Consider the following 20825-nt stretch of genomic DNA (forward strand, 5'->3'; position numbering starts at 1 on the left):
CCGCGGCTGAGAGACTTGTGCGCTCCCGCTTACAGGCTGCGGAGGCACATCATGGATCTCAATTATCTCCTTCACCGCCACCAGATATCGCTGATGCGCGCAAGCGCCGCCGCATCGGTGGAGGCGCGTCATGCCCATGAAGGACTGGCACGCGGCTATGCGAAGCGGATCGCCGGGCTGCGGACGCTGCTGGCTGCGAACCAGCCGATCCTGGCTGCCCAATGAGCGAGGCGAACTCGCCCGTGGTGGCCGAGGAAGCGCGGACTCCGGCCAAGCCCTTCCGCAAGCAGTTCAACACGGTCCGGCTCGATCCCGAGTCCGCCGAGCGGCAGGGCCGGGCTGCGCGCCTGGCCTTCGAGGCGCTGGGCCGGGATGCGGCGACGAGCTTCCTCAACGGGCATGACGCCGCGCTGGGCGGGCGACCGCTCGACCTTGCCGTGGCCAGCGCAGAAGGGCTCGCCGCGGTGGAGCAGGCGATTGCCGCGCGCAAGGCTGCCGCATGCTGAGCGGGACGGTCTATTTCTACCATGCCTCCGCCGGCTTCGGCGTGATCCGTGCGGACAAGGGCGGCGAGGATGCCTTTGTCCATGAAAGCGCGCTGCGGGTCTGCGGACTCGACCGGCTCGAGCCGCACCAGCGCGTCACCTATGCGCTGCGCACCGACGCGCGTGGCCAGACCTGTGCGCACGACCTGAAGCTTTGCGGCTGAGCGGCTGGGGCGGGGAACTCGCCCGCGCGCATGTCACGCTGGAGCGCGGGGCACAGTTCCTGGGGCGGGGACTCGATGCCGGCGCGGCGCGGACGATCGCCGGGCCGTACCGCGCCAAGGTGATCGGCAACGGGCTGCGCGAGCTCGACCGCTTCCTCCAGCTGCTCGTGCTGGCGATCGCTGCGGCGCGGGGAATCGCACTGCCCGAGCAGGAGCGGCACACCGCCAATCTGGTGGCGCGGCTGCGCGAGGCGCTGGACGTGGCCGACCCTGACCGGGCGCGGCTGCTGGCGCTGGGGCGCACGCGCGACTGCCTGTTCCATTGCGGTGGGCTGGTGCGGCGGGGCGACGCACGCGGCGGCGCGGTGATGACAATCGGCTGGCACGGCGCCGGCGGTGGGACTTTGCTCCGCGTCGCGGTGGGCGAGCGGCTCGACCCGTCGGCGCGCGAGTTGCTCGACATCTGCCTCTATTATCGGGCGCTGGCGGCGCGGCTGCTCAGCGAGGCGGGGTTGGCAGTTCCGCCAGTATCCACTCTCGAAACGCCGCCATTGCCGGGCTCGGGCTGCGCGACTGGAGCCAGGTGAGCCAGTAGCGGCCGGTGCTGACTTCGAGATCGAAGGGGCGGACGAGCCGGCCTTCGCCGAGATGGCGGGTGAGCATCGCCGGCGGGGCGAGCGCGACACCGGCGCCCTGGATCGCCGCCTCGGCCATCGCCAGCGAGCTGTCGAACACCGGCCCGCGCAGCGGCGGCGGCGCGATGCCCGCCTGGGCCAGCCAGCGCGGCCATTCGTCGGCGCGGTAGGAGCGCAGCAAGGGCAGGGTCAGCAGGTCGGCGGGGATGGCGAGGCGCGCGGCGAGTTCGGGCGTGCAGAGCGGGGTGAGCGGCGTCTCGATCAGCGGCACCGCCTCGGTGCCGTGCCAGGCGCCGGCACCGAAGCGGATCGCATAGTCGAGCCCTTCGCCGGCCAGGTCGACGCGGTTGTTGTTGGTGAACAGGCGCAGGTCGATGCGCGGGTGCGCCGCGTGGAAGCCGGGCAGGCGCGGCAGCAGCCAGCCGGTTGCGAAGGTGCCGACCGCGGCGACCGAGAGCAATTGCGCCGCAGTGCCGCTGGCGATTCCCTCGACCAGCTCGGCTATGCGATCGAAGCTGTCGCCGAGCGCAGGGAGCAGGGCCAGCCCCTCGTCGGTGAGCGCCAGTCCGCGCGGCAGGCGGCGGAAGAGCTGCGCGCCTAGCCGCTGCTCAAGCCCCTTCACCTGGTGGCTGATCGCCGCCTGGGTCACGCACAGCTCGATCGCGGCGGGGGTTAAGCTCTGGTGCCGCGCCGACGCCTCGAAGGCGCGCAGGGCGTTGAGGGGGAGGTGGGGGCGGACCATCGGGGCGCGAGCATAAGTTCAGCTAATGGCGGACGCCAGATGGGGCGATGGGTTTACGTTGGGCTGATATACCTATAGGGGGTAGGGGTATATGGCACATCTATCCCATGACAATGCCGCGCTACTGGCGCGGGTGCGGCGCATCGGCGGGCAGGTCGGCGCGGTCGAGCGGGCGCTGCAGGGCGAGGCGGGCTGCGCCGAGGTGCTGCAGCTGGTCGCGGCGGTGCGCGGCGCGGTGAACGGGCTGCTCGACGCGATTATCGCCGATCACCTCGATGCGCATGTCGCCGCACCGGGCCTCAGCGATGCCGAGCGTGCGCAGGGGGCAGAAGAGCTGCTGGCGGTGATCCGCCGCTATTCGAAATAGGATTCCCCATGGCCAGCCTTTCCGAGATCGAAGCGCTTGCGCACGAGCATGTCTTCCTGGGCGCCGCGCATGACGAGAATGCCCGGCGGACCTTGTGGGTGGTGGCGCTGACCGCGGTGATGATGGTCGGCGAGATCGTCGCCGGATACTGGACCGGATCGATGGCGCTGCTCGCCGACGGCTTCCACATGGCGACGCATGCCGGGGCGCTGGCGGTGGCCGCGATCGCCTATTCCTATGCGAAGAAGCATGCGCGCAACGCCGCCTACAGCTTCGGGACGGGCAAGGTGGGTGACCTGGCCGGCTTCGCCTCGGCGATGGTGCTGGGGCTGATCGCGCTGGGGATCGGGGTGGAATCGGTGCTGCGGCTGTTCGAGCCGACCGCGGTGGCGTTCGGCGAAGCGGCGATCGTCGCGGTGCTGGGGCTGGCGGTGAACCTGGTAAGCGCGGCGCTGCTATCGGGCGGGCACCATCATCATCATCACGGGCATGATCACGGGCATCACCACCATCACGGCCACGACAACAACCTCCGCTCGGCCTATGTCCATGTCCTCGCCGATGCGCTGACTTCGGTGCTGGCGATCGCGGCGCTGCTCGCCGGGCGGTACCTGGGCTGGGGCTGGATGGACCCGGCGATGGGGATCGTCGGCGCGGTGGTGATCGCGCGCTGGTCCTGGACCCTGATGCGCGACACCGCGGCGGTGCTGCTCGACCGGACCGACGCGCACGTCGCCGGGGAGGTGCGCGGACTGCTCGGCGACGTGCGGATACTCGACCTGCATGTCTGGCGGGTCGGGCCCGAGGCGCGGGCGGCGATCGTCTGCGTGGCGGGCATGGATGCCGATACGGTCCGCGTGCGGCTGGCGCCGGTGCGCGAGCTGGCGCACCTCACCGTGGAGTGCCGGCCCTAGTTCGCGGTGGACAGCTTCATCAGCACCAGGCCCGAGACGATCAGCGCGGCGGCGCCGAGGCGCATCAGGCTGGCCTGCTCGCCGAGCACGATGACGCCCACCGCGAAGGCGCCGACCGCGCCGATGCCGGTCCATACCGTATAGGCGGTGCCGAGCGGCAGGCTGCGCATCGACAGCGAGAGCAGGCCGAAGCTGGCGCCCATGGTGACCAGGGTGACGATCGAGGGGACGAGCTTCGTGAAGCCTTCGGACTGCTTCATGAAGAAGGCCCAGACGACTTCGAGCAGACCGGCAATCACGAGAATGAACCACACCATGGCAGCCTCCTTGAACAGAGCTGCCGGGCCGTCCCGGTCTTGACCCTCCGCGTGGGAGACGGGAACGTGGTCGCCGCGCCGGTGATCTAGGGCGGCGCGGCGACCGGATCAAGGCGGGTCAGTCGATCGCTTCGATACCCTGTGCCTTCAGCCGCGCGAGCGCGTCCTTCATGTGCTGTAGCTGTTCGGGCGCATGGCCCTGCCATTGCTCGACTTCGCCGGTGACGCGCAGCGGCGCGCGCGAGCGGTAGGAAAGGGTGGGATTGCCGGGGAATTTCTGGTCGGTGAGGTTGGGATCGTCGACGAATTCGCCGGTCGGCTCGACGATGTAGATGCGCTCACGCCCCTCGCCCTGCGCCAGCTCCGCGCCCCAGATCGCGGCTTCGAGCGTGCCGGCGAAATAGACCCAGGGATTGGCTTTGCGCGCGCCATAGTTGGAGGCATGGCCCGCCGCGATGAGGTCGCCGGGAGCCAGGTCCGCGCGGGTACCGTGATAGTACATCATGTGCCGTTGCTCCTCGTCTGCGAATCGAGGGCAGCCATATGCAACAGGGACCCCGGCTTGCCGCAATCCCGGTTCCGGGTTAGACAATGATAGTGGGAAGAGGCCGCGACGACTCGGCCGTGCCTCGCATCCCTCAATCGTTGCGCTTGAACCACCACCAGGCGAGGCCTGTCGGGATGCCGTAGCACAGGCCGAGATCGAGGGGCTCGATCGACCAGAGCCGGTAGTTGCCGAAGAACAGCAGGTGATCCACGGCATAATAAGCGAGCTTGCCGGCGAGCGCGCCGGAGACCGCCGCAACCAGCCCCATCCAGGGGCGGTCACGCCAGCGATGGAGCAGGCGGGCGGCAGGGATGCCGCACAGGGCCAGGCCCAGCGAGACGAAAGGCAGCGCGAACAGCCCGTACAAGAAGAGCACGAGCGGTACCGCCCAGATCTCTGACCAGTCGGGGAGGGACTCCGTCGATAGGCCCAGCGCCATTTGCAGCGCGATGCCGACATAGGCGCCGGTCAGCGCGGCACTCAGGAACGGCGACGGCGCCGGCCAGCGGCGCCGGTTGAAAAGAGGCATGGCGCGGAGAGACTATTTCCTGAGGATATCCAGCGCCGCCGCGGTCATCGCCTCGGTCGCGGTGCCGACCACCGCCTCGGCATCGGGTGCCCAATAGGCGCTGTGGAGCGAGGGCAGGGGCTTCTTGCCATTGTCCGACGCCGCCCATTTGTCGGCCGGCACGCCGCCGACCCAGAAGATCAGGCTCTGGATCGAATTGTCGGCGAGCCAGTAGCGGCTGAAATCCTCGCCGCCCATCACCGCCTTGGTCTCGACCACCCGGTCCTTGCCGAAGCGCGCGGTCCACAGCGTCTTCATCCGGTCGGTGATCGGCTGGGTGTTGAAGGTGGCGGGGGTGAAATTGTCGCGGACCTTGACCTCGGGCATGCGATCGTCGGGCACACCCGCGGCAATTGCCTCGCCCCTGGCGATGCGGGCGATGCCGTCGAGCAGCAGCTTGCGCACCTCGGGCTTGAAGCTGCGCACGGTGAGCAGCATCGTCACGTCGCTGCCGATGATGTTGTGGGTCGAGCCGCCCTTGATCATGCCGACGGTGACCACCGCGGCTTCCTGCGGATCGACTTCGCGGCTGACCAGGGTCTGCAGCGCGCCGACGATGCGCGCGGCGAGGACGATCGGGTCCTTGGTGGTCTGCGGATAGGCGCCGTGCCCGCCGACGCCCTTCACCGTGATGTCGACCGAATCGACATTGGCGAGCGCATAGCCGGGGGTGACGCCGATCTGGCCGGCGGGGGCACCGGCGCTGTCGTGGAAGGCCAGGGCGAATTGCGGCTTGGGGAAACGGGTGAACAGCCCGTCGTCGAGCATCGCCCGGGCGCCGAGCCCGCGCTCCTCGGCCGGCTGGGCGATCATCACCACAGTGCCGCGCCACTTCGCCTTCATCGCGGCGAGGTTGCGCAGCGTGCCGATCCAGCTGGCCATATGGGTGTCGTGCCCGCAGGCGTGCATCACGCCGCTCTCGATCCCCTCGTCATTGGTGGTGCGGACCTTGGAGGCGAAGGGCAGGCCGGTCGCCTCGGTCACCGGCAGGCCGTCCATGTCGGCGCGGATCAGCAGGACCGGGCCGGGACCGTTCTCGAGCACCGCGACCACCCCGGTGCCGCCGACCTTCTCGGTGACCTTGTAGCCGGCCTTGCGCGCCTCCTCGGCGAGCTTGGCGGCGGTCTTCACCTCATGCGTGCTGAGCTCGGGATTGGCATGGAAGTCGCGGTAGAATTCCATGAGCTGGGGAAGCGCGGCCTGGGTCGCGTCGTGCACCGGATCGGCGATGGAAGGCGTGGTGAAGGTCATCGCAGTGGCGAGAAGAAGCGACCGAAGCATATGGTTCCCCCTGATGGAGCGAGGAATGTCGCTTGGGGATGGAGGTGTGTCAAACCCGTCGGGTGGGGTTTGCGTGCCCGTGGGGCTATTCGCTTGCGGCGAGGCCCCCTCCACCATTCGCTTCGCGAACGGTCCCCCTCCCCCGCTTCGCGAGGGAGGAATTTTTGGTGTATCAAATCCTCCCTCGCTCGTCAGAGCGGGGGAGGGGGACCGCCGGCGTAGCCTGTGGTGGAGGGGGAACACCGATGGAGCTGAAGGGCTGGTCGGGCGGCAAGCGAGCGGCCAAGCGACTTAGGCGCGAGATGACGCTGCCCGAAGTGCTGCTGTGGCAAGAGCTGCGCAAGGTACCGGGCGTGCGCTTTCGCCGGCAGTATCCCGCCGGTCCCTATGTACTCGACTTCTACGGCGCCAGGGCGAGGCTATGTGTCGAGGTGGATGGGGAGATTCATGGCCGGGGCGACCAACCGGCGCGGGATGCGGCCAGGGAAGCATGGCTGGTGGAGCTTGGCGTGGGCGTGTTGCGCGTCCCCGCCGCCGAGGTGCTGCGGGATCTGGACGCTGTGTTGCGGCACATTCTCGACGTGGTGTCCGGCCGATAGGCCCCCTCCACCATTCGCTTCGCGAATGGTCCCCCTCTCCCGCTTCGCGAGGGAGGATTTTTTCAGGCCGGGGTGAGCTCGATGATGTCGAGTTTGGATTCGAAACCGGGATAGGGGAGGACCAGGCGCCAGCGGTTTTCGTCGATACGCTCGATATAGCCGATCATGTCGCGCTTGCGATCCACACCATAACGCAGCGGCGCGGTCTCGTCGCCGAGGACCATGACGCCGATGAACATCGCCCGGGCATCGGTGTTCATGTAGATCAGCCCGTCGGGGCGCTGCTGGCCGTCGAGCCGGACGAAATGCGTCTCCTTGCCCTGCACGGTGATCCGGCACTGGCCGGCGGGATAGGCGGTGAAATATTGCGTGATCGGCTGCTGCGAGCCGAGCTTCACCGTGCGGCAGCGATAGTCGCCCGCCGGCGGCAGGGCATGGGCGAGCGCGACGTCGGGATCGAACAGCTTGGGATCCGCCGCGATCGCCGCGGGGGCCGAGGCCTTGGCGGGGGCGAGACCATCGTCCCAGGCACGGCGCCACTGGCGGATGCGGTCGGCATCCGCCTCGGACATCACCTTGCGCCAGCTCCAGCCGGCGGGCGGGCGCGTGGCGGTGGCGTCGCGATAGACGCTGCAGCCGGTGGTGAGGCCGATCGCGAGCAATGCCGCGGCGGCGGGGATCCCCTTCATGCCTCTTCCCTTCTTCAGGCGCCAAGCCGTCGCCTTAAGCGGCGGTCCAGCCGCCGTCGATCGAGTAATTGGCACCGGTAATCTGTGCCGCCTCGTCCCGGCAAAGGAAAAGCACCAGCGCGGCGACCTGTTCCGACGTGACGAACTGCTTGGTCGGCTGCGCATCGAGCAGCACGTCGTTGATCACCTGCTCGCGGGTGAGGCCGCGCGCCTTCATCGTGTCGGGAATCTGGTTCTCGACCAGCGGGGTCCAGACATAGCCCGGCGAGACGCAGTTGACGGTGACGCCATAGGTGGCGACTTCGAGCGCGATCGTCTTGGTCAGGCCGGCGATGGCGTGCTTGGCCATCACGTACGCGCTCTTGTTCGGGCTGGCGACGAGGCTATGCGCCGAGGCGGTGGAGATGATCCGGCCCCATTTCTGCGCCTTCATGAACGGCACCGCGGCGCGCGTCATGTGCCAGGCCGAGGACTGGTTGATCGCGATGATCGCGTCATATTTCTCGACCGGGAAATCCTCGATCGGCGCGACGTGCTGGATGCCCGCATTGTTGATGATGACGTGCGGCCCGCCCAGCTCGTCATGGCAGCGCCGGACCATCGCATCGATCTGGTCCGGCTTGGTCATGTCGGCGGCGTCGTAGAGCGCCTTGGCCCCGCTGGTCGCCTCGAGCGCGGCGCGCTCCTTCTCGATCGCGGCGGCGTCGCCAAAGCCGTTGATCATCACGCTCGCGCCCTCGGCGGCCAGCGCCTTGGCATAGGCGAGGCCGATGCCCGAGGTGGAACCGGTGATGATGGCGGACTTGCCCTTGAGGAACATCGAATACTCCTAACGCTGGGTGAGATCGAAGGCGGCGGTGTGGCCGTCGAGGATGTTGCGGGCGACGATCTGGGCGTTCGCCATCGTCTCGGCCACGGCCATGCGGCCGGCTTGCCAATGCTCGTGCATCGAGCGCGCCGAGAATTCGAAGTCGCGCGCGCCGCCTTCCCAGGCATTGGCGCGGTAGATCAGCTGGACGAGGCTGACCGGATATTCGGAAACCCGGGCGCGGACCGCCTGGACATCGGGATCGTCCATCAGCTCGGGCGGCAGCTTGTCGAGCAGGCGGCAGACCATCTGGCGCTCCTGGCGCAGCCGCATCCGCTCGTCCGAGACGCTGCGGGTGCGGCTGGAGAAACGGATCTCCTTCTCGCGGGCGATGACGTCGGTCATCGTGCGGGGCAGCTCGTCGGCGGCGGGGAACAGGTCGATCTGGAAGATCAGGGTCTCGGCGTCCTGCCGGTCGAGGACATGGGTGAGCGGGGTGTTGGAGACGAGGCCGCCGTCCCAGTACCAGCAGCCGTCGATCTCGACCGGGGGCAGGCCGGGGGGTAGGGCGCCCGAGGCCATGATGTGGCGCGCGTCGAGCTTCTCGTCGCGCGTGTCGAAATAGCGGAAATTGCCGCTCTGGATGTCGACCGCGCCGACCGAGAGGCGGACCGGGCCGTTGTTGAGCAGGTCCCAGTCGACCAGCCGGTCGAGCGTCTCGCGCAGCGGCGAGGTGTCGTAGAAGCTCAGCGCCTCGGGCGTGCCGGGAAGCGCGAAGGCCGGGGGCAGCAGGCGCGGGCGGAAGAAGCCGGGGACGCCGCCGAGCATGACCAGGCCGGCGGCCCATTCATGGCTGAGCTCGCGCGCGGCGTCGTGCATCGGCAGCGAGAAATCGGGGAGCGCGGCGGTGGCGTCTTCCCAGAAGGTGCGGATCGCGGCGAGGCGCTGCTCGGGCGGGTTGCCGGCGAAGAGCGCGGCGTTGACCGCGCCGATCGAGATGCCGGCGACCCAGTCGACCTCGATGCCGGCGGTGTGGAGCTCCTCGATCACGCCGGCCTGATAGGCGCCGAGCGCGCCGCCGCCCTGGAGGACCAATGCGACCGTATCCGGCAGCGGCAGGCCGGGGGCTTGGCGGCGGGGACGTGACTCGGCGTCTGCCATGGCGGTGCTGTGGCCGAAAGCCGGGGCCGAGGGAAGTGCACATTTTGGTATGGCTTGCGCGTGCAACGCAACGCCAGTTCGGGCATTGTTGCGATGGCTAAATAATGAGGATCGCCATGCGGCTCGACGATATCGACCCTACCGACAATGCCGACGACCTGGGCAGCGGCGGTGGCGGCGGCGGTGGTGGCTTCGGGCTGCTCGGGCTGCTGCCCTTGCTGCTCGGCCGCGGCATGGGCTGTGGCAGCATCGCGATCATCGGCCTGATCGCCATCGCCTGGTTCGCGATGAGCGGCGGAGGCGGCGGGCTGCTGAGCAGTGGCGGCGGGGCGGGCACCGGCCAGTCGCCGACCGCGGGCAAGAGCGGCCAGCAGGTATGCACCGGCGCGCGGCTCGAATCCTGTCGGGTGATGCGGCTTGCCGACACCACCTGGGATACGATCTTCCGCGAGGCGGGGCAAAGCTACCGGCCGGCGCGGATCCGCTTCTATCAGGGCAATGTCGATTCGGGCTGCGGCGCGGCGAGCTCGGCGGTCGGGCCGTTCTACTGTCCGGCGGACAATGGCGTGTACCTTGACACCAGCTTCTTCCAGGAGCTGGAGCAGCGCTTCGGCGCCAAGGGCGACTTCGCCCGCGACTATGTGATCGCCCACGAGATGGGCCACCATATCCAGAACCTGCTCGGCACTTCGGAGAAGGTGTCGCGGCTGCAGGCCCGGGCGAACCAGGCCGAGGGCAATGCGCTGTCGGTGCGGCTCGAGCTGCAGGCGGACTGCTTCGCCGGGGTCTGGGCGGCGCGCAACAAGGACCGGATCGAGCCGGGCGACATCGAGGAAGGCATGACCGCGGCCAATGCGATCGGCGACGATACGCTCCAGCGCCAGATGCAGGGCACGGTGGTGCCCGAGAGCTTCACCCACGGCACCTCGGCGCAGCGGACGAAGTGGCTGAAGAAGGGGCTGGACAGCGGCGACCCCGGCCAGTGCGACACCTTCTCGGGCGCTATCTGAGGAGGCCGGGCGCCGGGGCTAGTCGATGCGCACCGGCCGGGAGCGCTTCGACACGCCCTTCTCGTCGAACGCCTCGACCGCGACCCAATAGCCGACCCCGGCATTGAGCGCGCGGAGGTCGAGCGCCGTGCCCTGGTCGGCCCAGCGCTGATAGGTCAGCGTCAGCCGGTCGGGGCGCACGCCCCACAGGATATTGTAGCCGACGGCACCCCTGACCGGCTTCCAGGTTACGCGCGCGTTGCGGACGTCGCCGTCGCGCTTCGCGGTCACGCCGGTGGGCGTGGCGGGCGCCTTGCCGTCCGCATTGCCGAACACGCGCAGGTCGCTGATCGCGAGGTTGGCGCCGCCGACATGGCCATGGACATAGCGGACGAACCGCGCCCGCACCGGCGCCGGCAGCTGGAAATAGGCGTTGGGCCGGTCGCGGCGCGGCGCCTCGGTCCTTGCCAGCGGGTTCCAGCTCTTGCCGTCTAGCGAGGATTGCAGCTCGAACTCGGTGTAGATGTCGGGCGCGTCGCCGAAGCGGCCGGCCTTGTAGTCGGCGAAGTTGACCTGCACCGCGCGCAGCGTCCTGGCGCCGCCCAGATCGACGGTCAGCGTCTCGCCCGGCTTGTTGGCGCCGGCCACCCAGAAGGTCCGCGGGTTCTCGTCGGTCGCGCGGTCGGCGGCGAACTCGGCGGAGGTCGAGGAGGCCACCGCCGCCTTCCTGTACGAAAGCAGCATCCAGCCGGTGAACAGGCTCTCCGGATCCTCGACCTTGCCGGTCGGGGCATAGTGGGGGAAGTCGCCGAAGCGGGTCGAGACCGCCATCTGCCCGTCCGCCCAGAACCGCGCCGGCCACATGCCGATGCGCCGCTCGAAGGTCCAGTTATGGCCGATCCACGGCGTGCCGGTGTTCCACCAATTGCCGTGGACGTCCTCGAAGGTCGAGCCGTGCCCGGCGCCCTGAACGAAGCCGCCGGGCTTGTAGGCGACGGGGTTCCACGGCGCGTACTCGAACGGCCCGAGCGGTTTGTCCGAGACATAGGTGCCGTTGGCATAGGCGTTATATTCGGTGCCCGGCGCGCCGTACTGGAGGAAGTAGCGGCCACCCACCTTGGTCATCCAGGCGCCTTCCATGAAGGGCTTGATCGGCGTGCCGTCGGGCAGGGTGCCCGAATGATCCTGGCCGAACCGTTCCCAGCCATGCTGCTCGGGATGCAGGGCGAGCATCGGCCTGGGCTTGCCCTTGTAGGCCAGCTTGCCGTCCTCGAACGCGATCTCGATCCCGTAGAGCGGGAAGACGTTGGACGAGCCCCAGTACAGGTACCATTTGCCGTCATCGTCCTTGAACAGTGCGGGATCCCAGGGGCCGGGCGGGACCTTGTCCTCGCCGGGGGCGGGGACATGGCCCTCGCCGACCGAATCGACCAGCTCGGGCATACGGCGCACGAAGAAGTCGAGCTTGCCGCTGTCGGGATCGCTGGTCGACAGGATCGATTCCGCCCGGGTCATCGAGGGCTGGATCAGGATGCGCTCGCCATCGCTCCACACCGCGGGCGCGACGATCGAGTTGAACGGCCAGCGGCTTGGGGTGATGAAGGTCCAGTGGACCAGGTCGCTCGACGACCAGTAGCCGTCGGCCAGCGTCTGGAAGAGATAGTATTTGCCCTTGAAGGTGACGACCGCCGGATCGGCGCCGGTGCGATAGGAGACGCCCTGGTTCACCTGCTCGAAATTGTAGCGGTAATCGATATCGATCGGGTTGGCATAGGTCTGGCGCGTCTCCTGCGCCTGTGCGGTGCCGAGGGCGAGCAGGCCGGCGCCAAGCGAGAACAGGATACGCATCTATCTTCCCCGGAATGAAAAGGGGGAGGGGAGCCTGCCGGCTCGCCTCCCCCTGAAAGTGACCGTTCGAACCAGGCTTAGAACTTGTAGCCCAGGCGGAACTGGATGCGACGCGGCAGCGTCAGCGTGTTGGCGCCGATCCGGCCCGGCTCGAGCGGGTCGGTTGCGCTCATGAAAGTGTCGAAGTCCTTGAAGTTCTTGTTGTTGAACAGATTGAGGACATCGACTGCGGCCTCGACATTGTCGCGGCCGAAGACGGGGAAGGTCTTGGCGAGCGACACATTGACTTCGCAGAAGGCGAACAGGCCCTTGATGCAGTTCTTCTCCGGATAGGCCGCGCTGAGCGCCGCCGCACCGCTGTCCGAACCACGGGTCGCGTCGGTGATTTGATAGGCGGCACCGCTGCTCAGCGTGGTGAGGGTCGAGAAGCGGAAGCCCAGCGGCAGATCGACCATGCCGGAGATCACGATCCGGTGACGCTCGTCGCCGGCCTTGGGACGCCAGCCATAACCGTCCGGAGTCAGGCCATCGAGGCTGAACAGGTCGCCGCCATTCTGCTCCGCCTTGGAGAGCGTGTAGGCGATGTTCAGGCCCCAGCCCGACGATTTGGTATAGTTCTTGTCGAGCGTGAAGAAGAGCGCCTTGTAGCGCGTATCCAGCCCGTCATAGCCGATGATCACGTTGCTGTAGCCGAACGGAACGACGGTCGAGGTGTTGCAGCAATTGCCCAGGCCGTTGTTCTGACGGGTGGCGAACAGGTTGGTATAGCCGTTGCGGCCACGCTGGTACGAGCCGGTGATCGAGGCCTCGAACACCCCGAAGCGCTGGCGCACGCCGAGCGAGAACTGGTCGTTCACCGGCGGCTTGGCGTTGTTCTTCACCGCGAACAGCTCGGGCAGGCCGCTGGTCGAGCTCGCTGCCAGGGCGAGCAGGCCCTCGCGGGTGGCATAGGCCGGGTTCCACATCACGGTCGGCAGGCCCGAGCGCGGCAGGCCGTTCGCCGAGAAGCGGAATACGCCGATCGGGTTGATCGTGCGCGACAGCTCGTCGACCGTGTTGTTGAAGTTGTTGCGATCGTAATAGCGGCCCGCGCCGCCGAAGATCACCGTCGAGCGATCGCCCTTGATGTCCCAGGAGAAGCCGAAGCGCGGTGCGATTGCCCCGCCGAACGGCTTACGATTGCTGCCGTCGGTGATGTAGTTCTCGGGGTTGAAATAGAAGGTTGCCGGCAGCGAGCGGATCGCCGCCGCGGCCGCAGCGGGCGTGCGATAATGGTTGTTGAAGCCGTTGGTCTCGTAGTCCCAGCGCACGCCGAGGTTGAGCTGCAGGCGATCGGTGATGTTCCAGTCGTCCTGCAGGTACAGGCCGATCTGGGTGTTCGACGCGCGGATCTGGCCGCTGCCCAGGCCCAGGCGCGCTTCCGCCGGGAACGAGAAGTTGGTGTCGTCACTCGTGTCCGCCGGCGTGCCGGCATCGTCGATGCGGAAGGTGTAGCGCGGCTGCAGATAGGCGTTGTTGTCGAACTGGATGTCCGTCACCTCGACGCGGGCGCCGAACTTGAACGCGTGCCCGTCGATGCCCGTGAAGGTGAAGTCGTCACGCAGCGTATAGCTGGCCTGGGTTTCGTTGCGGGTCGAGTCCTTGCCGCCGAACAGGATCACGCTCGCATATTCGTACGAGGGCAGCTCGGGGTGCAGCGAGGTCGGGTTGAAATTATAGTTCAGGTAGCTGGCGTTGAACTCGTTGGTGAAGTCGTCGCCATTGTACGCCCATTTGAACAGGTAGGTATCCACCTTGTTCTTCTTGTTCTCGGCATTCTCATAGGCGGTGTTGCCGCCAAAGCCCTGGATGTCGGATTCCTGGCGGCGGCTGAACGACAGATCGAAAGTCTGGCGATCGTCCGGGGTCAGGGTCAGCTTGCCGAAATAGAAATCGCCGCGGAACGGGCTGACGAACGAGCCTTCGAACTCGCTCAGCTTGCGGCCCGAATATTGCTCGAACTGCTGGATCGCCGCGGCCGAGCCGGTGCTGTCGACGTTGAACGCGCGGTTCTGGTCATTGCCTTCATAGGCGGCGAAGAAGAACAGCCGGTCCTTGATGATCGGGCCGCCCAGCGACACGCCATATTGCTTGCGCTCGAACGCCGGCTCGGGGCGGTTGTTGCGCTTGTCGAGATACGCCTTCTCGCTCAGTCCCTTGTCGGTGTACTGGCCGAAGATCTCGCCGTGGAACTCGTTGGTGCCGGACTTGGTGAGTGCCGTCACGATCGCCGCGCCGGCCTGTTCATACTCGGCCTTGTAGTTCTGGGTGAGGACGCGGAATTCCTGCACGGCGAGCTGGCCGAACGGATTGCCGCGGCTGTTCTGCTGGCCGGCGATGCCGCCCTCGCGGACCTGGTTCTTCAGGCTGACACCGTCGATGAAGACGTTGACCTGACTGGCAGTCGAGGCGCCGGAGGTGAAGCCCTTGTCGGTCTCGCTGTCATTATACTTCACGCCCGGCGCGAGGGCGACGAACGACAGGAAGTTGCGGTCGGTCTGCGGCAGGCGCTCGATCTGCGTGGTGCTGACATTGGTCGCGACTTCGCTGGTGCGCACTTCGCGGGCACGCAGGCCGGTGACGACGATCTGGCCCTCGGGCACCTCGGCCGGGGCGGCGGCGGCGCCGATGGCGAGATCGAGGCTGGCCGACTGGCCGATGCTGACGATGACGTTCTGGCTGACCGTCTCGGTGCCCGCCGTCGCGGTCACTTCATACTCGCCCGGGCGCAGCCCGGTGAGCGTGTAATAGCCATTCGCGTCGCTGGCGGCGCGCACGGTCTGGTTTGTCGCGATGCTGCGCGCGGTCACCTGGGCGCTGCCCGCGGCATTGCCGTCGGTACCGATCACCCGGCCGCTCAGGCTGGCGGTGCTCACCTGCGCCGACGCCATGGTCGGCACCAGCACGGCGCCGGCCGCGAAAACGGTCGCGGCGGCCATCGCCGTCGCCGAGATGCCGCGCGTCAGGACGCCACGCTTCGAATTGAAAATCGCCATTCATTCCTCCCCAGCCCAAGGCTGTAATCGGTTACAAGCTCGGGTCTGCATTGTTCTTGTTTTCGTTCGCAGACAGAAACGTCCCCTGGAACCGGTTACATGTAACTGTCAATCCCATGTTTGCGTCAGCGTTGTCGGGGGCGAATTTTGCTGCACTGCGATGTGTCTCGCATGCAACACTCGTCCCCGGCTGGCGCGATCGACCGGTCATCGGGAGTCCCTCTTGCGGCGCAGGCGGGGTGTTCCCCATATCGGCGCCATGAGCGAAACAAACGCGTGGCACGGCACGACGATCCTTTCCGTGCGCAAATCCGGCAAAGTGGTGATTGCGGGTGACGGACAGGTGTCCGCCGGCAACACCGTGATGAAGCCCAACGCCCGCAAGGTGCGGCCGCTGGGCGACGGCAAGGTGATCGCGGGCTTTGCCGGCGCCACTGCCGACGCCTTCACCCTGTTCGAGCGGCTCGAGGCCAAGCTGGAGCGCCATAACGGCCAGCTGCTGCGGGCCGCGGTTGAGCTCGCCAAGGACTGGCGGACCGACAAATATCTCCGCAACCTCGAGGCGATGCTGATCGTCGCCGACGCCGAAGTGACTCTGGTCGTCACCGGCAATGGCGACGTGCTTGAGCCAGAGGGCGGCGTGGCGGCGATCGGATCGGGCGGCAATTTCGCCCTGGCCGCGGCGCGCGCGCTGGTCGATTACGAAAGCGATCCCGAGAAGATCGCACGGGCCGCGATGAAGATCGCGGGCGAGCTGTGCGTCTACACCAACGATCGCCTGACGGTGGAAGTGCTGGACAGCGCGAACTGACGCCTGCAACGGCGGCGGCATGACGTTCCGCATGGACTATGACGCCGACCGCAACCGCATCCTGGTCGAGATCCGCGATTTCTGGACGGTCGAGACGGTCCATGCCTTCGCGGCGGCCGCCGGTGCCAAGGCGCAGGAAGTGCGCGCGATCCGCAGCGACTATGACGTGCTGATCGACTCGCGCGCCTTCCCGGTCCAGGCCAATGACGTCGCCGACCTGCTGCCGAGCATCGCCGAGGCGGGACTGACGCTCACCTCGGGCCGTGCGGCTTCGGTGGTGGGCAGCGCGCTGAACAAGCTCCAGGCCGAGCGTACCCAGACGCATCCGCGGATGCGGATATTCATGACGATGGAGGAGGCGGAGGGTTGGCTGGGAGAGGCGCGCTAGCCCTCACGCTTCCTCATATCCCTCATCCCTTGCTCCCCACTCGTCATCCCGGCGAAAGCCGGGATCTCGTGCGGCTCTTGTCCCGCGTCGTCGCCTGAGATCCCGGCTTTCGCCGGGATGACGGATTTGGCGTGGGGCGGATTGGCGCTGTTAGACGGATTTGACGGCGGCATGACGGATTGGTGCCCATGAGCCCAGCTCATGCCTCTCCCAAGCAAATCGAGGTTGAGCCGGGCCCGGCGGCCCCTAGGCTGGGCCGATGCAGATCGCCCGCCGCCCGCTGATCGCCTCCGCCGCTGCGATGGCGCTGCCCGCCTGCTCGGCGACCACGGCCCGGCCGCGGCTTGCCGGCCCGACGCGCTGCCTGCCGGCCGTGAACGTCTCGCCCGCCCGGGTCATCCGCACCGTCGCGGGGTTGCGCCCCTATCGCCCCTCCGGCTTCGTCGTCCGCGGCGAGGCGCTGGGCGACAAGCGGCTCGTCCATAATTACGGCCATGGCGGCTCGGGCATCACCCTGAGCTGGGGCACTTCGCGCCTGGCGCTCGACCTGGGCCTGCCCGGGCACAGCGGTCCGGTCGCGGTGCTTGGCTCGGGGATCGTCGGGCTGACCACCGCGCGGCTGCTCCAGGAGGCGGGGTTCGCGGTGACCCTCTATGCGGCCCAGTTGCCGCCCCATACCACTTCGAACATCGCCGGCGGCCAGTGGCATCCGGCCGGCCTCTACACCGACGGCATGGTCACGCCGGCCTGGCTGGGCCAGCTCAAGGCGGCGATGGACTATAGCTGGCGCCGCTTCCAGATCATGACCGGCGAGGAATATGGCATACGCTGGCTGCCCACCTATCTGCAGCTGCGCGACGATCCGGCGGAGGATGCCGCCGAGCCCGATCCCGAGAATGCCTATGAGGTCGATCCCGCGATCCTCGGCCCCGGCGAGCATCCCTTTCCGGTCCGCCGCGTCCGCCGCTTCTCGACCATGTATGCCGAGACCGGCCATCTGCTTCGCCAGCTGATGCGCGACGTCCAGCTGGCCGGCGGGAAGTTCGTCGTACGCGGGTTCGACACGCCCGCCGATGTCGCGGCGCTGCCGGAACGCCTCGTCTTCAACTGCACCGGGCTCGGAGCCGGCAAGCTGTTCGGCGACACCGAGATCGAGCCGGTGCGCGGCCAGCTTGCCGTGCTGCTCCCGCAGCCCGAAGTGCAATATGCCTTTGCCGGCCGCATGGGCTATATGTTCCCGCGCGCCGACGGCATCATCTGCGGCGGCACCTTCGAGCATGGTGAGTGGGACCCCACGCCCCAGCCCGATCGGATCGCCAAGATCCTCGAGCGCCACCGGGCCTTCTTCGCCGACATGCGCTGCACGGCTTGAAGCGGCGGGGCCGGCCCCCAACATCGGGGATCGAAACGAACCAGAGAACCCATTTCCCCAAATGAACGAGAATCTGACGCCCAAGGCGATCGTCGCCTCCCTCGACGCGCACATCATCGGCCAGAAGGACGCCAAGCGCGCCGTGTCGGTGGCGCTGCGCAACCGCTGGCGCCGCCAGCAGCTCTCCGCCGACCTGCGCGACGAGGTCACGCCCAAGAACATCCTGATGATCGGGCCGACCGGCTGCGGCAAGACCGAGATCAGCCGTCGCCTGGCCAAGCTCGCCGACGCGCCGTTCGTGAAGGTCGAGGCGACCAAGTTCACCGAGGTCGGCTATGTCGGCCGCGACGTCGAGCAGATCGCCCGCGACCTGGTCGAGGAATCGATCCGGCTCGAGAAGGAGCGCCGCCGCGCCGCGGTGAAGGACAAGGCCGAGGAAGCGGCGATGGGCCGCCTGCTCGACGCGCTGACCGGCAAGGATTCGTCCACCGCCACCCGCGAGGCGTTCAGGCAGCGCTTCCATGAGGGCTCGCTCGACACGAGCGAGATCGAGATCGAGGTCGAGCAGGCCTCGGCGGCGCCGTTCGAGATCCCCGGCGCGCCGATGCAGATGATCAACCTGGGCGAGATGATGAAGGGCCTGGGCGGCGCGCCGCTCAAGCGCCGCAAGCTCAATGTCCGTGCCGCCTGGGAGAAGCTCGTCGAGGAAGAGGCCGACAAGCGCCTCGACCAGGACGAGGTCAGCCGCGTCGCGCTGGCGGATGCGGAGGCGAACGGCATCGTCTTCCTCGACGAGATCGACAAGATCGCAGTGAGCGACGTGCGTGGCGGTTCGGTGAGCCGCGAAGGCGTGCAGCGCGACCTGCTGCCGCTGATCGAGGGCACCACGGTGGCGACCAAGTACGGTCCGATGAAGACCGATCACATCCTCTTCATCGCCTCGGGCGCCTTCCATGTCGCCAAGCCGAGCGACCTGCTTCCCGAGCTTCAGGGCCGCCTGCCGATCCGTGTCGAGCTGAAGGGGCTGACCGAGGAGGATTTCGTTGCGATCCTCAGTGACACCAAGGCGAGCCTGGTCCAGCAATATGCGGCACTGCTCGGCACCGAGGGCGTGAAGATCGACTTCACCGAAACCGGCATCCGCGCCGTGGCGCGCATCGCCGCCGAAGTGAATGCCGAGATCGAGAATATCGGCGCCCGCCGGCTCCAGACGGTGATGGAGAAGCTGCTCGAGGACATCAGCTTCGGCGCCGAGGACCGCAAGGGCGAGACGCTGGTGATCGACGGCGACTATGTCGACAAGCAGCTGGCCGCCGTGGCGCGGAACACGGACCTGAGCCGGTACGTGCTGTAACTTCGGTCATCCCGGCGAAAGCCGGGATCTCGGGCGGCTCTTTTCCCGCCGTCGCCTGAGATCCCGGCCTGCGCCGGGATGACAATATCGGCGCTACTTCGCCTTCTCGTAGGGCGTGAACTTGCCGAACATGCAATAGGCGCTCGGGATGGTCGATCCCGGATCGAGCACGCGGAAGCGGTCGTTCCGGCAGAGCTGCGATCCATGCACTTCCACGATCAGCGTGGTGTAGGGGCGCAGGCCCGGGCAACTGCTGCCAAGGTCGTTGCGCCACACCGTCCTGCCCAGCGGCTTGTAGACGATCGTCTGGCTGTCGATTATCTGCGGGCTGTCCGAATCGGTCACCGAGATGCAGTCGCGCGGGGCACCGGCGACCCGGCCTTCCAGCACCGCGGCAAGATCCTTCTGTGCCTCGGCTGCCTGCGAGGCCTGGATTTCACTGCTCGCGGCACAGCCCGCCAGCGCGAGCGCCGCGGGGGCGGCAAGGAAAAGACTGCGCATCATCCTGCTCCTCACTTGCTGTAGGGCACGAAGCTGCCGAGCGCGCAGGCGCCGGTCCTCATCCCACCGATACGCGAGCGCGTCTCCACCCGGTCGCCCCGGCACATCCGGCCCGAGGGGCTGGTGATCACCGGCAGGTCGTCGCGCGACAAACCCGTGCAGGCGCCGATCAGCTGGTTGCGCCATATCTTCTTCGGCCCGCCGATGAACAGGATGGTGCTGCTATAGCCCTCGATCCCGTTGTACCGGTCGCGCGGCAGGCAGTCCTGGGGCTTGCCGGGATTCATGCCGGCAAGCTGCCGGGTGATCTTCGCATCCTCGCTGCGGTCGCCGCCGTGCTGGGGCAATGCGGCATTGGCGGTACAGGCGAGGATGAGGGCCAGGGCGGCGGGAATGGCGAAGCGGACCATGTTCATTCTCCTGTCGCCCCCGACCGGGCGACTATAGCGCGCCGTCGATCAGAAAGCATCCTTGGCGGCGCGCCGTTCAGCGAGCTGCCCGGCGCTTTCCGCGCGCAGGAAGGGATTGGTCGCCAGCTCGAGCGCGATCGTCGTCGGCACCGTAGCCTCGCCTACCGCGCGGGCCAGGTTGACGGCGTCCATCCGCTCGCGGATCGCGGCATTGTCGGGTTCGGCGACCAGCGCGTAGCGCCCGTTCGACTGGGTATATTCGTGTGCGCAATAGACCGCGGTCTCGCCCGGCAGCTGCGCGAGGCGCTGCATGTTGGCGAACATCTGCGCCGCGGTCCCCTCGAACAGCCGACCGCAGCCCATCGCGAACAGCGTGTCGCCGACGAAGATCGCGCTGTCCCCGGCGAAATGATAGGCGATGTGGCCGGCAGTATGGGCCGGCACTTCGAGCACCGTCGCGACGCGGTCGCCGATGCGCACCGTGTCGCCTTCGCCGACCAGCCGGTCGGCGGTGGGGATCTTCGCCGCCTCGGCCGCGGGAGCGATCACCACGGCGCCGGTGCGCGCCTTGATCGCGGCGTTGCCGCCGGTGTGATCGGGATGCCAGTGGGTGTTCCAGATCGCGCTGATCGTCCAGCCGCGCTCATCGGCCTCCTCGAGCACCGGCTCGGCCTGGGCGGGATCGACCACGATCGTCTCGCCGGAAGCGGGATCATGGACCAGCCAGATATAGTTGTCGCTGAGGGCGGGGATGCGGACGATCTGGAGCATGAACCCAGA

At 67.7% G+C, this 20825-nt stretch carries 25 protein-coding genes; 12 read left to right on the forward strand and 13 right to left on the reverse strand.

Annotated features, from left to right (window positions below):
* Positions 1-51: 51 nt before the first annotated feature.
* The 4 genes from ACEN8G_RS00160 to ACEN8G_RS00175 are packed head-to-tail and all read left to right on the forward strand — an operon-like array spanning position 52 to position 1296.
* The gene (locus ACEN8G_RS00160; protein WP_413417375.1) at positions 52-225 is read left to right on the forward strand and encodes a hypothetical protein; all 174 of its coding nucleotides are present in this window, start codon (positions 52-54) and stop codon (positions 223-225) included.
* The gene (locus ACEN8G_RS00165; protein WP_413417373.1) at positions 222-506 is read left to right on the forward strand and encodes a hypothetical protein; all 285 of its coding nucleotides are present in this window, start codon (positions 222-224) and stop codon (positions 504-506) included. The genes ACEN8G_RS00160 and ACEN8G_RS00165 overlap by 4 nt, the downstream gene beginning before the upstream one ends.
* Positions 500-709 (forward strand): cold-shock protein, encoded by a 210-nt coding sequence (locus tag ACEN8G_RS00170; RefSeq protein ID WP_413417371.1) that lies wholly within the window; start codon positions 500-502, stop codon positions 707-709. The genes ACEN8G_RS00165 and ACEN8G_RS00170 overlap by 7 nt, the downstream gene beginning before the upstream one ends.
* The gene (locus tag ACEN8G_RS00175) at positions 700-1296 is read left to right on the forward strand and encodes a hypothetical protein (protein ID WP_413417369.1); all 597 of its coding nucleotides are present in this window, start codon (positions 700-702) and stop codon (positions 1294-1296) included. Before ACEN8G_RS00170 ends, ACEN8G_RS00175 begins: the two co-directional genes overlap by 10 nt.
* On the opposite strand, the gene ACEN8G_RS00180 is transcribed toward ACEN8G_RS00175, so the two are convergent.
* Positions 1208-2086 carry a LysR family transcriptional regulator gene (locus tag ACEN8G_RS00180; protein WP_413740705.1) on the reverse strand — a complete coding sequence of 293 codons (879 nt, stop codon included), beginning with the start codon at positions 2084-2086 and terminating at the stop codon, positions 1208-1210. The two genes, ACEN8G_RS00175 and ACEN8G_RS00180, sit on opposite strands and share 89 nt — an antisense overlap.
* Before the next feature lie 91 nt (positions 2087-2177).
* Here ACEN8G_RS00180 and ACEN8G_RS00185 point away from each other — a divergent pair, with 91 nt between their 5' ends.
* A complete protein-coding gene (locus ACEN8G_RS00185) occupies positions 2178-2453 on the forward strand; it encodes a metal/formaldehyde-sensitive transcriptional repressor (protein ID WP_413419135.1) in 276 nt (91 codons plus the stop codon).
* Positions 2454-2461: 8 nt separating this feature from the next.
* Positions 2462-3367 carry a CDF family Co(II)/Ni(II) efflux transporter DmeF gene (dmeF, locus tag ACEN8G_RS00190; protein WP_413419133.1) on the forward strand — a complete coding sequence of 302 codons (906 nt, stop codon included), beginning with the start codon at positions 2462-2464 and terminating at the stop codon, positions 3365-3367.
* Here dmeF and sugE read toward each other — a convergent pair.
* The 4 genes from sugE to ACEN8G_RS00210 form a co-directional block, all read right to left on the reverse strand.
* The gene (sugE, locus tag ACEN8G_RS00195) at positions 3364-3684 is read right to left on the reverse strand and encodes a quaternary ammonium compound efflux SMR transporter SugE (protein ID WP_413419131.1); all 321 of its coding nucleotides are present in this window, start codon (positions 3682-3684) and stop codon (positions 3364-3366) included. The two genes, dmeF and sugE, sit on opposite strands and share 4 nt — an antisense overlap.
* 118 nt (positions 3685-3802) lie before the next feature.
* Complete coding sequence (gene arr, locus ACEN8G_RS00200; RefSeq protein WP_413419129.1) at positions 3803-4189, reverse strand: NAD(+)--rifampin ADP-ribosyltransferase; 387 nt, start codon at positions 4187-4189, stop codon at positions 3803-3805.
* Between the two features lie 133 nt (positions 4190-4322).
* On the reverse strand, positions 4323-4760 hold the full coding sequence (locus tag ACEN8G_RS00205) for a hypothetical protein (RefSeq protein ID WP_413419127.1): 438 nt from the start codon (positions 4758-4760) through the stop codon (positions 4323-4325).
* Positions 4761-4772: 12 nt separating this feature from the next.
* Positions 4773-6080, reverse strand: a complete 1308-nt coding sequence (locus ACEN8G_RS00210; RefSeq protein WP_413419125.1) for an amidohydrolase — start codon at positions 6078-6080, stop codon at positions 4773-4775.
* A gap of 245 nt (positions 6081-6325) precedes the next feature.
* Between ACEN8G_RS00210 and ACEN8G_RS00215 the strand changes: the two genes are divergently transcribed.
* Positions 6326-6679, forward strand: a complete 354-nt coding sequence (locus ACEN8G_RS00215; protein ID WP_413418021.1) for an endonuclease domain-containing protein — start codon at positions 6326-6328, stop codon at positions 6677-6679.
* Positions 6680-6741: 62 nt separating this feature from the next.
* On the opposite strand, the gene ACEN8G_RS00220 is transcribed toward ACEN8G_RS00215, so the two are convergent.
* Genes ACEN8G_RS00220 through ACEN8G_RS00230 form a run of 3 tightly spaced genes read right to left on the reverse strand, consistent with a single transcriptional unit; the run spans position 6742 to position 9337 of the window.
* Positions 6742-7368 (reverse strand): DUF4893 domain-containing protein, encoded by a 627-nt coding sequence (locus ACEN8G_RS00220; RefSeq protein ID WP_413418019.1) that lies wholly within the window; start codon positions 7366-7368, stop codon positions 6742-6744.
* A 34-nt stretch (positions 7369-7402) separates the two neighbouring features.
* Positions 7403-8188, reverse strand: coding sequence for a 3-hydroxybutyrate dehydrogenase (locus ACEN8G_RS00225; protein WP_413418017.1), 786 nt, complete (start codon positions 8186-8188; stop codon positions 7403-7405).
* Positions 8189-8197: 9 nt separating this feature from the next.
* A complete protein-coding gene (locus ACEN8G_RS00230) occupies positions 8198-9337 on the reverse strand; it encodes a patatin-like phospholipase family protein (RefSeq protein ID WP_413418015.1) in 1140 nt (379 codons plus the stop codon).
* Between the two features lie 116 nt (positions 9338-9453).
* Here ACEN8G_RS00230 and ACEN8G_RS00235 point away from each other — a divergent pair, with 116 nt between their 5' ends.
* Positions 9454-10347, forward strand: a complete 894-nt coding sequence (locus ACEN8G_RS00235) for a neutral zinc metallopeptidase (RefSeq protein WP_413418023.1) — start codon at positions 9454-9456, stop codon at positions 10345-10347.
* Positions 10348-10365: 18 nt separating this feature from the next.
* Here ACEN8G_RS00235 and ACEN8G_RS00240 read toward each other — a convergent pair whose 3' ends face one another.
* Together ACEN8G_RS00240 and ACEN8G_RS00245 are read right to left on the reverse strand one after the other, a co-directional pair.
* Positions 10366-12174 carry a family 43 glycosylhydrolase gene (locus ACEN8G_RS00240; protein ID WP_413418013.1) on the reverse strand — a complete coding sequence of 603 codons (1809 nt, stop codon included), beginning with the start codon at positions 12172-12174 and terminating at the stop codon, positions 10366-10368.
* A 77-nt stretch (positions 12175-12251) separates the two neighbouring features.
* Positions 12252-15209, reverse strand: a complete 2958-nt coding sequence (locus tag ACEN8G_RS00245) for a TonB-dependent receptor domain-containing protein (RefSeq protein ID WP_413418011.1) — start codon at positions 15207-15209, stop codon at positions 12252-12254.
* 259 nt (positions 15210-15468) lie between these two features.
* On the opposite strand from ACEN8G_RS00245, the gene hslV reads away from it, so the two are divergent.
* The 4 genes from hslV (at position 15469) to hslU (ending at position 19134) form a co-directional block, all read left to right on the forward strand.
* Positions 15469-16020, forward strand: a complete 552-nt coding sequence (hslV, locus tag ACEN8G_RS00250) for an ATP-dependent protease subunit HslV (RefSeq protein WP_307119656.1) — start codon at positions 15469-15471, stop codon at positions 16018-16020.
* A gap of 19 nt (positions 16021-16039) precedes the next feature.
* Complete coding sequence (locus ACEN8G_RS00255) at positions 16040-16408, forward strand: hypothetical protein (RefSeq protein ID WP_413418009.1); 369 nt, start codon at positions 16040-16042, stop codon at positions 16406-16408.
* 259 nt (positions 16409-16667) lie between these two features.
* Complete coding sequence (locus ACEN8G_RS00260) at positions 16668-17780, forward strand: FAD-dependent oxidoreductase (protein WP_413415696.1); 1113 nt, start codon at positions 16668-16670, stop codon at positions 17778-17780.
* A gap of 61 nt (positions 17781-17841) precedes the next feature.
* A complete protein-coding gene (gene hslU / locus ACEN8G_RS00265) occupies positions 17842-19134 on the forward strand; it encodes an ATP-dependent protease ATPase subunit HslU (protein ID WP_413415695.1) in 1293 nt (430 codons plus the stop codon).
* Positions 19135-19227: 93 nt separating this feature from the next.
* Here the strand turns inward: hslU and ACEN8G_RS00270 are convergent, their stop codons facing one another.
* Genes ACEN8G_RS00270 through gloB form a run of 3 tightly spaced genes read right to left on the reverse strand, consistent with a single transcriptional unit; the run spans position 19228 to position 20816 of the window.
* Entirely contained in the window at positions 19228-19635 is a 408-nt protein-coding gene (locus ACEN8G_RS00270; RefSeq protein WP_413415694.1) for a DUF6491 family protein, read from the reverse strand.
* A gap of 11 nt (positions 19636-19646) precedes the next feature.
* Complete coding sequence (locus tag ACEN8G_RS00275) at positions 19647-20045, reverse strand: hypothetical protein (RefSeq protein WP_413415693.1); 399 nt, start codon at positions 20043-20045, stop codon at positions 19647-19649.
* 48 nt (positions 20046-20093) lie between these two features.
* A complete protein-coding gene (gloB, locus tag ACEN8G_RS00280) occupies positions 20094-20816 on the reverse strand; it encodes a hydroxyacylglutathione hydrolase (RefSeq protein WP_413415692.1) in 723 nt (240 codons plus the stop codon).
* Positions 20817-20825 lie beyond the last annotated feature (9 nt).

It is taken from the genome of Sphingomonas sp. Sphisp66 (assembly GCF_047324325.1).
Classification (GTDB): domain Bacteria; phylum Pseudomonadota; class Alphaproteobacteria; order Sphingomonadales; family Sphingomonadaceae; genus Sphingomonas.

What these genes read in the sequence shown, in the direction of transcription:
- ACEN8G_RS00160 (WP_413417375.1), top strand. Translation starts at nt 52, where the DNA reads ATGGATCTCAATTATCTCCTTCACCGCCACCAGATATCGCTGATGCGC.
- ACEN8G_RS00165 (WP_413417373.1), top strand. Translation starts at nt 222, where the DNA reads ATGAGCGAGGCGAACTCGCCCGTGGTGGCCGAGGAAGCGCGGACTCCG.
- ACEN8G_RS00170 (WP_413417371.1), top strand. Translation starts at nt 500, where the DNA reads ATGCTGAGCGGGACGGTCTATTTCTACCATGCCTCCGCCGGCTTCGGC.
- ACEN8G_RS00180 (WP_413740705.1), bottom strand. Translation starts at nt 2,086, where the DNA reads ATGGTCCGCCCCCACCTCCCCCTCAACGCCCTGCGCGCCTTCGAGGCG.
- ACEN8G_RS00185 (WP_413419135.1), top strand. Translation starts at nt 2,178, where the DNA reads ATGGCACATCTATCCCATGACAATGCCGCGCTACTGGCGCGGGTGCGG.
- dmeF (WP_413419133.1), top strand. Translation starts at nt 2,462, where the DNA reads ATGGCCAGCCTTTCCGAGATCGAAGCGCTTGCGCACGAGCATGTCTTC.
- sugE (WP_413419131.1), bottom strand. Translation starts at nt 3,684, where the DNA reads ATGGTGTGGTTCATTCTCGTGATTGCCGGTCTGCTCGAAGTCGTCTGG.
- arr (WP_413419129.1), bottom strand. Translation starts at nt 4,189, where the DNA reads ATGATGTACTATCACGGTACCCGCGCGGACCTGGCTCCCGGCGACCTC.
- ACEN8G_RS00205 (WP_413419127.1), bottom strand. Translation starts at nt 4,760, where the DNA reads ATGCCTCTTTTCAACCGGCGCCGCTGGCCGGCGCCGTCGCCGTTCCTG.
- ACEN8G_RS00210 (WP_413419125.1), bottom strand. Translation starts at nt 6,080, where the DNA reads ATGCTTCGGTCGCTTCTTCTCGCCACTGCGATGACCTTCACCACGCCT.
- ACEN8G_RS00215 (WP_413418021.1), top strand. Translation starts at nt 6,326, where the DNA reads ATGGAGCTGAAGGGCTGGTCGGGCGGCAAGCGAGCGGCCAAGCGACTT.
- ACEN8G_RS00220 (WP_413418019.1), bottom strand. Translation starts at nt 7,368, where the DNA reads ATGAAGGGGATCCCCGCCGCCGCGGCATTGCTCGCGATCGGCCTCACC.
- ACEN8G_RS00225 (WP_413418017.1), bottom strand. Translation starts at nt 8,188, where the DNA reads ATGTTCCTCAAGGGCAAGTCCGCCATCATCACCGGTTCCACCTCGGGC.
- ACEN8G_RS00230 (WP_413418015.1), bottom strand. Translation starts at nt 9,337, where the DNA reads ATGGCAGACGCCGAGTCACGTCCCCGCCGCCAAGCCCCCGGCCTGCCG.
- ACEN8G_RS00235 (WP_413418023.1), top strand. Translation starts at nt 9,454, where the DNA reads ATGCGGCTCGACGATATCGACCCTACCGACAATGCCGACGACCTGGGC.
- ACEN8G_RS00240 (WP_413418013.1), bottom strand. Translation starts at nt 12,174, where the DNA reads ATGCGTATCCTGTTCTCGCTTGGCGCCGGCCTGCTCGCCCTCGGCACC.
- ACEN8G_RS00245 (WP_413418011.1), bottom strand. Translation starts at nt 15,209, where the DNA reads ATGGCGATTTTCAATTCGAAGCGTGGCGTCCTGACGCGCGGCATCTCG.
- hslV (WP_307119656.1), top strand. Translation starts at nt 15,469, where the DNA reads ATGAGCGAAACAAACGCGTGGCACGGCACGACGATCCTTTCCGTGCGC.
- ACEN8G_RS00255 (WP_413418009.1), top strand. Translation starts at nt 16,040, where the DNA reads ATGACGTTCCGCATGGACTATGACGCCGACCGCAACCGCATCCTGGTC.
- ACEN8G_RS00260 (WP_413415696.1), top strand. Translation starts at nt 16,668, where the DNA reads ATGCAGATCGCCCGCCGCCCGCTGATCGCCTCCGCCGCTGCGATGGCG.
- hslU (WP_413415695.1), top strand. Translation starts at nt 17,842, where the DNA reads ATGAACGAGAATCTGACGCCCAAGGCGATCGTCGCCTCCCTCGACGCG.
- ACEN8G_RS00270 (WP_413415694.1), bottom strand. Translation starts at nt 19,635, where the DNA reads ATGCGCAGTCTTTTCCTTGCCGCCCCCGCGGCGCTCGCGCTGGCGGGC.
- ACEN8G_RS00275 (WP_413415693.1), bottom strand. Translation starts at nt 20,045, where the DNA reads ATGGTCCGCTTCGCCATTCCCGCCGCCCTGGCCCTCATCCTCGCCTGT.
- gloB (WP_413415692.1), bottom strand. Translation starts at nt 20,816, where the DNA reads ATGCTCCAGATCGTCCGCATCCCCGCCCTCAGCGACAACTATATCTGG.